Origin of the sequence: Luteimonas salinisoli, from assembly GCF_013425525.1 — a bacterium.
Taxonomy (GTDB): Bacteria; Pseudomonadota; Gammaproteobacteria; order Xanthomonadales; family Xanthomonadaceae; genus Luteimonas; species Luteimonas salinisoli.
In genome coordinates this window covers 55477-67694 of record NZ_JACCKA010000085.1, presented here as the reverse complement: position 1 = coordinate 67694, position 12218 = coordinate 55477, and the positions used below count along the sequence as shown (strand labels likewise).

The 12218-nt window shown below is 72.2% G+C and carries 11 protein-coding genes; 2 read left to right on the top strand and 9 right to left on the bottom strand.

Features of this window, described 5'->3' with window-relative positions:
* Window positions 1-119: 119 nt before the first annotated feature.
* The 5 genes from H0E84_RS15335 to H0E84_RS15315 all read right to left on the bottom strand — a co-directional run bounded on the left by H0E84_RS15335 (window position 120) and on the right by H0E84_RS15315 (window position 3250).
* A complete protein-coding gene (locus H0E84_RS15335; RefSeq protein WP_180679514.1) occupies window positions 120-419 on the bottom strand; it encodes an STAS domain-containing protein in 300 nt (99 codons plus the stop codon).
* Window positions 403-1071 carry an MlaC/ttg2D family ABC transporter substrate-binding protein gene (locus H0E84_RS15330; protein WP_180679520.1) on the bottom strand — a complete coding sequence of 223 codons (669 nt, stop codon included), beginning with the start codon at window positions 1069-1071 and terminating at the stop codon, window positions 403-405. The genes H0E84_RS15335 and H0E84_RS15330 overlap by 17 nt, the downstream gene beginning before the upstream one ends.
* A gap of 5 nt (window positions 1072-1076) precedes the next feature.
* A complete protein-coding gene (gene mlaD / locus H0E84_RS15325) occupies window positions 1077-1613 on the bottom strand; it encodes an outer membrane lipid asymmetry maintenance protein MlaD (protein ID WP_180679513.1) in 537 nt (178 codons plus the stop codon).
* A gap of 76 nt (window positions 1614-1689) precedes the next feature.
* Window positions 1690-2436: an MlaE family lipid ABC transporter permease subunit gene (locus H0E84_RS15320; RefSeq protein WP_180679512.1), complete on the bottom strand. Its 747-nt coding sequence runs from the start codon at window positions 2434-2436 to the stop codon at window positions 1690-1692.
* Window positions 2437-2461: 25 nt separating this feature from the next.
* The gene (locus H0E84_RS15315; RefSeq protein ID WP_180679511.1) at window positions 2462-3250 is read right to left on the bottom strand and encodes an ABC transporter ATP-binding protein; all 789 of its coding nucleotides are present in this window, start codon (window positions 3248-3250) and stop codon (window positions 2462-2464) included.
* 331 nt (window positions 3251-3581) lie between these two features.
* On the opposite strand from H0E84_RS15315, the gene H0E84_RS15310 reads away from it, so the two are divergent.
* Window positions 3582-3869 carry a DUF6916 family protein gene (locus H0E84_RS15310; protein WP_180679510.1) on the top strand — a complete coding sequence of 96 codons (288 nt, stop codon included), beginning with the start codon at window positions 3582-3584 and terminating at the stop codon, window positions 3867-3869.
* Here H0E84_RS15310 and H0E84_RS15305 read toward each other — a convergent pair.
* From H0E84_RS15305 to H0E84_RS15290, 4 genes are all read right to left on the bottom strand, one after another.
* Window positions 3862-4419, bottom strand: a complete 558-nt coding sequence (locus tag H0E84_RS15305) for a GNAT family N-acetyltransferase (protein ID WP_180679509.1) — start codon at window positions 4417-4419, stop codon at window positions 3862-3864. The genes H0E84_RS15310 and H0E84_RS15305 overlap by 8 nt on opposite strands.
* Window position 4420: 1 nt before the next feature.
* Window positions 4421-4960 carry a phage tail protein gene (locus H0E84_RS15300; RefSeq protein ID WP_180679508.1) on the bottom strand — a complete coding sequence of 180 codons (540 nt, stop codon included), beginning with the start codon at window positions 4958-4960 and terminating at the stop codon, window positions 4421-4423.
* Between the two features lie 69 nt (window positions 4961-5029).
* Window positions 5030-5560: a phage tail protein gene (locus H0E84_RS15295; protein ID WP_180679507.1), complete on the bottom strand. Its 531-nt coding sequence runs from the start codon at window positions 5558-5560 to the stop codon at window positions 5030-5032.
* 52 nt (window positions 5561-5612) lie between these two features.
* Window positions 5613-6158 (bottom strand): phage tail protein, encoded by a 546-nt coding sequence (locus H0E84_RS15290; protein ID WP_180679506.1) that lies wholly within the window; start codon window positions 6156-6158, stop codon window positions 5613-5615.
* A gap of 263 nt (window positions 6159-6421) precedes the next feature.
* Between H0E84_RS15290 and H0E84_RS15285 the strand changes: the two genes are divergently transcribed.
* On the top strand, window positions 6422-12154 hold the full coding sequence (locus H0E84_RS15285; protein WP_180679505.1) for a putative Ig domain-containing protein: 5733 nt from the start codon (window positions 6422-6424) through the stop codon (window positions 12152-12154).
* Window positions 12155-12218: the final 64 nt, after the last annotated feature.

The following is a 12218-nucleotide window of genomic DNA, read 5'->3' as shown; positions in this document are numbered from 1 at the left end:
GGCGCGGGCCTGCTCGCGGCCGCCCGCGCAGCCGGCGAGCAGCAGCGCAAGCAGCAGCGCCATGGAAAAGGTGCGGCGGAGCATCATGATCCGGGTTCCATCCTGGTTCGGGAGTGGCGTCAGCGCGCGTCGGCGAACGCCAGCGTGGGAGTCATACGGTAGGCGGCGCGCAGCTCGGCCAGACCGTCCGGCGTGCCCGACACTTCGACGCGGCCGCCCGCGCGCGCGGCCAGCGCGGCCAGCAGCGCCAGCCCGGCGCTGTCGACGCGCGGCACCGCCTGCAGGTCGAAGCGCCGCGCGCCGGCGATCGCGCGCAGGGCCGCCGGCCACAGCGCGGCGGCGTCCTGGCGCAGCAGCGGACCGGAGAAGACGAGCGTGTCGTTCTCGCGGCGCAACGTCGGTTCAGTCGATGTCGGCATCGGCCTGCAACCGCCCCTGGCGCAGCTCGTCGGCCACCTGGGAAATCGACTTGCGCTGCAGCTCGGCATCGAACTGGCGGCGGAACGTGCTGACGAAGCTCACGCCCTCGACCTGCACGTCGAACACCTTCCAGCTGCCGCCGGACTGGCGCATCAGGTAGTTGACCGGGATCGGTTCGCCGCCCTGGCGCAGCAGCTCGGTGGCGACCCGCACGCCCAGGCCCCGCGGCAGCGGCGTCTCGGAGAGTACGCGCGCGCGCAGCCGGGTGTTGAAGTCCAGCAGCGAGTCGCCGTAGCGGCGCAGCAGGCTGTCGGCCAGGGCGTCGGCGAAGCGCTTGATCTCGGCGTCGTCGGCGCCGCGGCCGTGCCTGCCCAGCACCTGGCGGGCCGCATAGTCGCGGTCGAACATGGTCTCGAACTCCTTCTTGACGAAGGCTTCGAGCTGGCCGCGGTCGGCGGTGAACTCGGCGCGGCGCTGCTCCAGCGTGGACAGCACCCGCTGGGTGTTGTCCAGCACGAGCTTGCTGGGCGTGCCCTGGGCCTGGGCGCCCCGGGCCGGGGCGTCCTGGGCCAAGGCCAGGGTGGGCGCAGCGGCCAGCAGGCCGGCGCTGATGGCGAGCGGAAGCAGCAGGTGCCTGGTGATACGGGTCATGCGGGTCATGGGGTTGGCTCCTCGGGGGAAGGAAGCGGATCGGCGGTGTCCTCGGCGGCCGGCTCTGCGGCCGCGCCACCGCCGGGCCCGCTGAACATGTACTGGCCGACCAGCTGCATCAGGTCCACGGCCGGCGAGGTGAAGGCGATCTCCTCGCCCGGCTGCAGCGACTCCATGTCGCCGCCCGGCTGCAGGTCGACGTAGCTCTCGCCCAGCAGACCACCGGTGAGGATGCTGGCGGAAGTGTCGATCGGCATGTCGCGGTAGCGGTCGTCGATGGCCAGGGTGACGATCGAGTCGAAACGCACGGGGTCGAGCTCGATTCCGGCGACCCGGCCGATGGTGACGCCGCCGACCCGCACCGGTGCCTGCCGGCGCAGCTGGCCGAGGTTGCTGAAGCGCGCGGTCAGCTCGTAGCTGTCGCCCGAAAAGCCGAAGCGGCCGTTGGTGGAGGCGATCGCCAGCACCAGCAGCGAGCCCAGCGCCAGCACCAGGAACGCGCCGACCGCGAACTCGAGACCGGGACCACGGGAACTGCTCATCGGGTATCACCTCGTAAAGCGCCCGCAGCGTGCGGGAAGGAATGGGAAAGCGTCGACATTGGGGTCAGGATGCGGCTCAGAACAGGAACGCCGACATCACGAAGTTGAACATCAGCACCAGAAGCGAGGCGTTGACCACCGCGCGCGTGGTCGCCACCGAGGTGCCCTCGATGGTCGGCTCCGCGTGGAAGCCCACGTACGAGGCCACCAGCGCCGCGGTCCCGCCGAACACTGCGGACTTGTAGAACGCGTTGAGGAAGTCGCTGCGGAAATCCACCGCGTCCTTCATCGCCTGCCAGAACATGCCGCTGTCGATGCCGAGCACGTGCACGGCCTCGAAGTAGCTGGCGCTGATCGCGAAGCTGCAGAAGAAGCCGGTGAGCAGCGGCACCGTGATCACCGCCGCCCAGAACCGCGGCGCCACCGCCTTGGCCACCGGATCGATCGCCATCAGCCCGAGCGCGGTGATCTGGTCGGTGGCGCGCATCAGCCCCAGTTCGGCGGCGATCGACGAGCCGGCGCGGCCGACGAACAGCAGCGCCGTCAGCACCGGCGCCAGCTCCCGGTACAGGCCCAGGCCGACCAGCACGCTGACCTGGTTCGAGGCGCCGTAGGTCTCCAGCGCGCGGAAGCCCAGCAGGGTCACCGACAGCCCGACGAAGGCGCCGCCCACCGCGATGATCGGCAGCGAGCGCGCACCGATCTTGTAGATCTCGCGCAGCAGCTCGGCGAAGAAGTCGCGGGTCGGGCGCGAGGCGCGCAGCACCGACAGCGAAAACAGCCCGGCACGGCCGATGGAGCGGGTGGCTTCGACGAGGGCCATCAGCGCGGGTCTCCGGCAAGCGCGCTCATGCCGCACGCTCCCGCGGCGCCGCGTCGAACCCGATCGGCCCGTCCGGCTGGCCGTCCAGGAATTGCCGCACCAGCGGATCGCTGCTCGACTGCAATTCCTCCGGGGTGCCCGAAAACACGATCCCGGTGTTGGCGATGACCACCGCGCGGTCGGCGATCGGCAGGGTCTCGTGGACGTGGTGGGTCACGATGATGCTGGTCAGCCCCAGGGTGTCGTTGAGCCGCGAGATCAGGCTGGTGATCACCCCGCTGGCAATCGGGTCCAGCCCGGTCAGCGGCTCGTCGTAGAGCATCAGCGGCGGATCCAGCGCCAGCGCCCGGGCCAGCGCCACGCGCCGCGCCATGCCGCCGGACAGCTCGCGCGGGTAGAGATCGGCGGCGGCGCGCAGCCCCACCGCATGCAGCTTCATCTCCACCAGCCGTCCGATCACCTCGTCGGGCAGCCGGGTATGCGCGCGCAGCGGCAGCGCCACGTTCTCGGCCACGGTGAGGTCGGTGAGCAGGCCGTTGCCCTGCAGCAGCACGCCCACGCCCTTGCGCAGCTCCAGCAGCTCGCGCTGGCGGCGCGGCACCTCGCGGCCGAACACCTCCACCCGTCCGGCGGCCGGCACCAGCTCGCCGGTCACCGCCGCCAGCAGCGTCGATTTGCCGCTGCCCGACGGCCCCAGCACCGCGGTCACGCTGCCGCGCGGCACCGTCAGGTCGATGTCCGACAGGATCGTGCGCGTGCCGCGGTCGAGGCGGACGTGGTCGAGGCGCACGGCGATGGCGTTGTCGTCGGTCATGTCATCCGGGGGGCGGGGCGCGCAATGCGCGCGGCGAGAGCCAGGCAGCTTCGCCAACAGAGGCTGAATCTTACCCTAGTGGCTGTACTGACGAGTCCAGAAACTGTCCCGTCGGCGGCCTTCTGAATCCCGCCGCTGCCGACATGGGGATCTCGCTGGCACAGGACGTCGGCGCAGGAGCATGGCGCGGCGCAGCGCCTCCCGCAGCCCGTGCCACACCCCTCGGCCCCCGGCCCACACCCCTCGGCCCGCATCCCGCATTCCGGCACCACGGCTTGCCGGCCGCGCCTCACCGCGCCACCATCGTCGGCCGACCGTTGCGGGCAATCCGATGCAGTTGCTGACCCTCGAACACTTCGCCGGCTGCTTGAACGAGACGTTCGACGCCGCGTTCGCCGACAGCGAGGTGCCGTTCGTGCTGGTCGAAGCCCGGCCGCTGCCCGCATCGCCCGGCGCGATGCGCGCGCCGTTCTCGCTGCTGTTCCGCAACGGTGCGGCGTTCCTGCTGCCCCAGCAGACCTATCGCATGCGGCATGCGCGTCTGGGCGAGGTGGGGATCTTCCTGGTGCCGATCGCGCGCGAGCGCGAGGGCTTCCTCTACCAGGCGGTCTTCAACTGAGCGTCTCGCGCCGCCAGCGCATCGCCAGGTGCGAGGCGCTGTCCTGCGCCGCATCGGCCCTGAAGCCGAGCCGCTCGTAGAGGGACCGGGCGCGGGGATTGCCCCGCGCCACGTGCAGGTGCAGCCCGCGGCCGCGCGCCGCCGCATCCTCCTGCGCCGCGGCCACCAGGGCCCCGCCGATGCCCGCGCCGCGCCAGGGCGGGAGCAGGCTGATGTCGATCAGCAGATGGTCGGGTACGCGCCGCAGCAGGTACAGGCGCCCGCACGGTCCCTGCGGGCCGTCCAGCAGCAGGAACAGGGCGTCGGGGAAACAGCGCAGATAGTGGGCATGCTGCAGGGCGCACTGCTGGTCGAGAAAGGCCCGCTGCGCGTCTTCCGGCCACCCCAGCGGGGCGAACTCGTCGGCGCGGGTGCTGGCGTAGAGCAGGCGCAGCCAGGGCAGGTCGGCATCGGCCGCCGGGCGCAGCGTCAGCCCGCGGGCGGACAGCGCCGCCGGCGCGGGCAGCGGATCGGCCGGCGGCGGCGGAAACGGCGCTGGGCCAGGCCTCATCTCAATCGAAGCTGGGGTAGACCCCCTGCAACGCGATGCAGAAGTTGACCCCCAGATAGGGCTGCCGGTTGGAGTGCGGGAGCCCCTGGCCCTGGGGGGCGATCATCTGCGGTGCCAGCTGGGTATCCAGCGGCGCCGCCAGGAAGGTCCTGGCGCCGGTGTTGGTGGCCAGAAACGACAGGCCGCCTCCGGCGACCGGCGTGCCGCTGCCGCTGCCCGCGGCGGTCTGCGACCAGGCGTTGGCGCCATGGTTGTGCGCAGCCATCTGCGCGGCATCGAGCGTCACGCTGTCCTGGCCGTAGGTCTCGCCGCGCACGCGATCCGGCAGCCCCGGCCCCTGGCCCATCCCGGCGCCCGCGCGCGCCGCGAAGTTGGGCAGCGCGAAGTTGCTCTGGCCATTGCCGCCGTAGGCGGTGCCGAGCAGGGAGAACAGCGCGGTGTGCTGGCTGATCGGCAGGATCGCGCCGTTGCAGAATGCCCAGTTGCGCGGGTTGAAGTTGAAACCGAACAGCTGGATTTCGCCGATGTACGGTTCGGTCATGTCGGTGTCCTTGCTCGATGGCCGCGCTGCGCGCGGCGGAGTGGCTGCTGTCCCGGCCCGGTCGCCGGCTCAGTTCTGCTGGGGGAACACACCTTCGGTGGCGATGCAGTACTGCACGGTCAGGGTCGGCATGCAGTTCTCGTGCGGCTGCGAGTCGCCGGCGACCCCCAGCATCTGGTTGGACATGGCGGCGGCGGTATTGCCCGCGGTGGCGTTCACGTAGAACGTGTCGCCGCTGACCGCTGCGGGCAGCAGCGCGGGCCCGGGGGTGACCGCGGTGGCGGCCACCGTGGTGGCCTGCAGGGCGTGGGTATGCGCCGGCAGCTGCGACTGCTGCAGGGTCACCGAATCGGTGCCGCCGATCTGGCCGAGCGCGTAATTGCCCAGCCCGGGCCCCTGGCCCTGGCCGAGCGGCAGCCGGCCGCGCAGGTCCGGCACCGCGAAGGTCTGCACGCCGTCGCCGCCGTAGGTCGTGCCGATCAGCGTGAACAGCACCTCGTGTTCGGCGATCGACAGCACGCTGCCGTCGCAGGCCTGCCAGCCCACCGGCGTGCGGCCGAAGCCGAACATGCGGATCTCGCCGACGAAGGGGGTACTCATGGGAATGTCCTTGCGTGCAGGTCGGTTGGGGCGCGGCGCACCGCGCGGCGATTCATTCCCGCGAGGGGAAGATGCCGTTCAGCGCGATGCAGAAGTTGATCGCGGCATACGGTTGCAGGTTGGGGTGCGGCTGGCCGCCGCCGGCATCGGCCACCGTCTGCGGGCCCATCGACACCATGGCGCCGGCAGCGGCATACAGCGGCGGCGCCGCCCCGCTGCGGACGTTGCTGGTGGCGTAGGCGCGGCCGGCGGGGATGCGGTTGTCGCCGGCGCCCGTCGCCGCGGCCACCGCGTGCACGTGCGCCGGCAGCTGTTCGACCGTCAGCGCCACCTGCTCGCTGCCCGCCCGATCGCCCATGTGCATCGGAGGCGGCTGCCAGCCGCCGTCCGCCGAGGGCGCATAGCTGATCGGCGTGCGCCCGCGCAGGTCGGGCAGGGCGAAGGTATTGATGCCGTCGCCGCCGAACTGGGTGCCCAGCAGCGCGAACAGCGCCTGGTTCTGGTTGATCGGCAGGAATTGCCCGCTGCACTGGGCGAAGTATTTCGGCGCAAAGCCGAACCCGGCCAGCATGATCTGGCCGATGAAGAATTCGCTCATCCCGCTCCCCGGTGTCGATGTGGCCGGTGCCCGGCCGCCCCTGAACGCCACTGTGAACCAATCCCGGCCCGGTGCACAAGCGGCCCGATCGGCCTTCCATTTTGCGGCGATAGGAGCGGGCCTTCTGGCGGACCCGGATTTCTGTTCCAATGCGCGGCAGGGGTGGGGCGCCAGCCGATCGGGCCGCCCGCCACAGGAAGCGTCCCGGCGCGCCCGGGAGCGAAGGCCGCCGCAACCCGGTGGCGCTCGGGGGGAACAGGGACATGCATCAGAACACCGGATTTGGTCCGTGCGGTCGCGGCCGCGCGCGCTTCGCGCGTGCCTGCGCCTGGCTGCTGGCGGCGCTGCTGCTGTGGCCGGCGCTGGCCTTCGGTCAGTCGGCCTACTGCCCGACGCTCAGCGCCACCGTCGCCAACGGCGGTTCGGTCGACATCGACGTCAGCCATTGCGATGGCCCGTTCGACTTCGGGATGAGCGAACCATGGGACGGCTTCGAACAGCAGCACGGCCACGTCAGCATCGGCCCCAACAGTGGGAACGTTCAGTTCGTCACCTACGTCCACAACGGCGACGACGCCACCAGCGATACCTTCTACCTCGAAGACAACGAAGGCGACATCGTCACCGTCAACATCACCATCGAAGCGCCGACCTCGGCGATCGTGGTGACGCCCGAATCGCTGCCCACCCTGACCGCCGGCACCGCAGTCAGCCAGACCCTCACCGCCAGTGGCGGCGTCGCCCCCTATAACTACAGTGTGGCCAGCGGTGCGCTGCCGGTGGGATTGAGCCTGAACTCGAGCGGCCTGCTCAGCGGCACGCCGACCCAGCGGGGGGTCTACAGCTTCAGCGTGCAGGCGCAGGACAACGTCGGCGATTCCACGGTCAAGGGCTACACCGGCACCGTGCAGAACCCGACCCTGACCCTGACCACGGCCACCGGCACCGCGGTGCAGGGCTCCGCTATCAACCAGACCCTCGAGACGACCGGTGGGGTGGCCCCGTACAGCTACCTGCTCGAGACCGGGACCCTGCCGGCCGGGATCTCCATCTCCGCGGCGGGGGTGGTCAGCGGCACCACCAATGCCGCCGTGGGTAGCTACCCTGTCACCCTGCGGGTCACCGATTCGAGCACCGGCCCGGGGCAGTACTTCGAGCTCGAGACCTACACGATCGAGGTGGTGGCCCTGCCCAGCCTGTCGATCAACGACGTTGCCATGGCCGAGGGCAACGCCGGCACCGCCAGCATGACCTTCACCGTGTCGCTCGACGCGCCGGCCGGGCCTGGCGGAGTGACGTTCGACATCGCTACCGCCGACGGCACCGCCACCGCCGGCAGCGACTACGTGTCCCACTCGCTCACCGGGCAGACCATCGCCGCAGGCGCCAGCACCTATTCCTTCGCCGTGCAGATCGGCGGCGACACCCTCCATGAGCCCGACGAGACCTTCTTCGTCAACGTCACCAACGTGACCGGCGCGACCGTGGCCGACGCGCAGGGCACGGGAACGATCAACAACGACGATCCGCTGCCGTCGCTGGCCATCGACGACGTATCGGTGACCGAAGGCAACGCCGGCACCGTCACCGCCACCTTCACCGTCGCGCTCTCCGCCGCCAGCGGCCAGACCGTCAGCGTCGGCTACGCCACCGCCGACGGCACCGCCACCGCCGGCAGCGACTACGCCGCCACCAGCGGCACCCTGACCATCACCGCGGGCCAGACCCAGGGCACCATCTCGGTGACCGTCAACGGCGACACCACGCCGGAGCCCGACGAGACCTTCACCGTCGGCCTGAGCGGTGCCACCAACGCCTCGATCGCCGACGGCACCGGCACCGGCACCATCCTCAACGACGACGTCCCGGTCTCGGTCACCCCCGCCACGCTGCCCGATGCCGCCGTGGCCGCGGCGTACAGCCAGGCGCTGGGTGCGACCGGCGGCAGCGGACCCTACACGTTCGCCATCACCGCAGGCGCGCTGCCGGCCGGGCTCACCCTCGCCGCCGATGGCACGCTCTCCGGAACGCCCACTGCAGGCGGCAGCTTCAATTTCACCGTCACCGCCACCGACAGCAGTGCGGCGCCGGGGCCGTATACCGGCAGCCGCGCGTACACGCTGACGGTCGCCGCCGCCACCGTGACCCTGCCGGCAGCCAGTTTGCCGGCGGGCACCCGCGACGAGCCCTACGCCACCGTCGTCGGCCCGGCTACCGGCGGAACGCCCGGTTACACCTATGCGGTCACCGCGGGCGCGCTCCCGGCGGGCCTGACCCTGGCGGCGAACGGCGCGCTGTCCGGCACGCCGACCGCCCTCGGCACCTTCAACTTCACCGTCACCGCCACCGACTCCAGCACCGGTACCGGCCCATACACCGGCAGCCAGGCCTTCTCGATCGTCATCGCCGACCAGGTGCCGGTGGCCAACCCGGTGTCGGTCACCGTCGCCTACGGCAGCACCGCCAATCCGGTGCCGCTGGACATCGACAGCGGCGCGCCCACCAACGTCTCCGTCGCCAGCCTGCCCGCCCACGGGGTCGCCGCCGCCAGCGGCACCCAGATCACCTACACCCCCACCACCGGTTTCGCCGGCACCGACAGCTTCACCTACACCGCCACCAACGCCTCGGGCACCTCCGCCCCGGCGACGGTCACGGTCACGGTCACCGCGCCGGCGATCACCGTCACCAGCGGTGCGCTCGCCGCCACGGTCGGCAGCGCCTACAGCGTCGACTTCAACTGGAACGGCGGGCAGGCCCCGTATGTGAACTATCAAGTGCTCGGGCTGCCCGCGGGCCTGTCGGTCACCGCCAGCGGAAGCACCAGCGTCACCGTGTCGGGGACCCCGGCCGAGGCCGGCACCTTCGCCCTCACCGTGTCGGCCACCGACAGCAGCACCGGCGACGGGCCGTTCACCACGACCGAGAACTTCAGTCTGGCGGTCGCCGCCCCGACCCTGGCGCTCGCTCCGGCCGGCACCACCTTCGCCGCGTCCTACGGCCAGCCGTTCTCGCAGGCGTTCACCGCCAGCGGCGGCGTGGGCCCGTATCTCTACGCGCTGTCCGGCACCGCGGTGCCCGGGCTCACCCTGTCCGCGGACGGCACCCTGTCCGGCACGCCCACCACGCCCGGCAGCTACGGCTTCGACATCACCGCCACCGACAGCGGCGCCAGCGGCGCCGGCGCGCCGTACTCGGTGACCGAGAGCTACACCGTGACGGTCGGCAGCCCGGCCATCGTGGTGGCGCCGGCCACGCTGCCAGACGGCGCCGCCGGCCAGCCGTACGGCGCAACCTTCGCCGCCAGCGGCGGCGTCGCCCCGTATGCCTACACCCTGGCGGCCGGCAGCCTGCCGGCCGGTCTGCAGCTGGCCGCCGACGGCAGTCTGTCCGGCACGCCCACGGCTTCGGGCAGCACCTCGTTCACCGTGCTCGCCACCGACGACAACGGCCAGACCGGCGCCACCGCCTACACCCTCGAGATCGGCGTGCCCACGCTCACGATCGCTCCCGCCACCCTGCCGGACGGCGTGGCCGGCAGCGCCTACACGCAGACTGTTTCCGCCAGCGGCGGCATCGCGCCGTACAGCTACGTGCTCGGCGGCGGTCCGCTGCCGGCCGGGCTGACGTTCGATGCGGCCACCGGCGCGCTCGCCGGCACCCCCACCGAGACCGGCAGTTTCGCCTTCACCGTCACCGCCACCGACAGCACTTCGGGGACCGCCGGTACCGGCAGCGTGGCCTATACGCTCGTCATCGCCGCGGCCGACCTGGCCCTGGCCCCGGACACCCTGCCCGGCGCCGTCGCCGGCGTGGCCTACAGCCAGGCCTTCTCCGCCAGCGGCGGCGTCGCGCCCTACGCCTACGCGCTGGCGGGCGGCGCCTTGCCGGCGGGCCTGTCGCTGGCCGCCGACGGCACCCTGTCGGGCACCCCGACCGCGAGCGGCAGCTTCGCCTTCCAGGTCGAGGCGACGGATTCGGCCGGTGGCACGCCGGCCAGCCTTACCCTTTCCTACACCCTGGAAGTGGCGGCGCCGCAGATCGTGCTGGCCCCGGACGAGTTGCCGGACGCCACCCGCGGCAGCGCCTATGCCCAGGCCCTCGGCGCCGACGGCGGCACCGCACCGTATACCTTCGCATTGAGCAGCGGCGCGCTGCCGGCCGGGCTCGCCCTGGCCGCAGACGGCAGCCTGTCGGGCACGCCGACGGTCGATGGCGAGTTCGCCTTCGGCATCACCGCCACCGATGCGCTCGGGTTCACCGGCAGCGCCGCCTACGCCCTGCGGGTGAGCAGCGCAGCGCCCGTGGCGGCCGACGACACCGCCACCACGCTCGGCGGCGCCGCGGTCACCATCGCGGTGACCGACAACGACAGCGGCGCCATCGATAGCCTGGCGATCGATGCGGCGCCGGCGCACGGCAGCGCCGAGATCGACGGCCTGGGCATCGTCTACACCCCGGCGGCGGACTTCTCCGGCACCGACAGCTTCCGCTATACCGCGACCGGCCCGGGCGGCACCTCGGCGCCGGCGACCGTGACAGTCACGGTCAATCCGCTGCCGGTGGCGGTCTCGCGCAGCGTCGACGTGATCGCCGGGCAGACCGTGGAAGTGGAGCTGACCGAGAGCGCCACCGGCGGCCCGTTCACCGCCGCGACGCTGTTGAGCCTGACGCCGGCGGCGGCCGGCAGCGCCAGCATCGCCAGCGAGGGCAGCGGCGACAGCGCGCGCTACGTACTCAGCTTCGCCGCCGACGCGGCGTTCGCCGGCCAGGCCGGCGCGCGCTTCACCCTCGACAACGCCCATGCCACCTCGGCCGAGGCGGTGATCACCTTCAACGTGGTGCAGCGCCCGGACCCCACCCAGGACCCGGAAGTGCGTGCGCTGCTCGAAGCGCAGGTGGCCGCCACCCGGCGCTTCGCCGGCGCGCAGATCGCCAACTTCCAGCAGCGCCTGGAACGCCTGCACCGCGGCGGCGAGACCGCACCGCGCTTCAGCAACCAGCTCGGCTTCAGCGCCGGCAGGCCGCAGTGCGTGCAGCCGGTGGGCGCGGTCCCCGGCCAGGCCTGCGACCACGCCCGCCACGGCATCGACGCCCCCGGCGCCGCGTCGGAGCCGGCAGCGGCAGCGGGCTCGGCGCCGGCGCAGACGGGTGCCGGCGGCGGCATGTCGCTGTGGGTCGGCGGCGCGATCCGCTCCGGCCATCAGGGCCGCGACGGCACCGGCACCGGCACCGACTTCGAGAGCGACGGCCTGAGCGTGGGCGCCGACTACCGCCTCTCCCCGGCGTTCGCGGTGGGCGCCGGGCTCGGCTGGGGCCGCGACGACAGCGAGGTCGGCGAGCGCGACAGCCGCAGCGAGGGCGAGGCCTGGTCGCTGGCGGCCTACGGCAGCTACCACCCCGGCGAGACCTTCTTCGTCGACGCGCTGCTGGGCTACCAGACCCTGTCGTACGACCTGCGCCGCCGCGTCACCGCCAGCGGCGGGCTGGTGCACGGCACGCGCGACGGCAGGCAGTGGTTCGGCTCGGTCTCGGCCGGCGCCGACATCCGCCTGCGCGACGGGCTGCAGCTGACCCCGTACGCACGCCTGGACCTGGCGCGCGGGCGCCTGGACGGCTACGTCGAGCAGGGCGACGACCCGGGTGCGCTGCGCCACGGCGCGATGGACGTCGACACCACCACCGGCAACGTCGGCCTGCGGCTGGACTTCCGCAGCAAGACCAGCTGGGGCGTGTTCGCGCCGCTGCTGCGGATGGAGTACCAGCACGACTTCCAGGGCGACGCCAGCGCCACCATGGGCTACGCCGACCTGCTGACCGGGCCGCTGTACCGCACCACCCTCGACGGCTTCGACCGCAACCGCCTCATGCTCGGCATCGGCGCCATGTTCGGCCACGACAGCGGCGTCTCCACCCGCATCGAGTACCGCGGCGTAGTCGGCAACGGCTCCGACCGCGACCACGGCCTGCTGCTGAACATCGAGAAGAGCTACTGACCCAGCGGCGCCGGGCGTTCACGACGTCCGGCGCCGCGATATCGCGGCCTGCGACGGCGCTCGG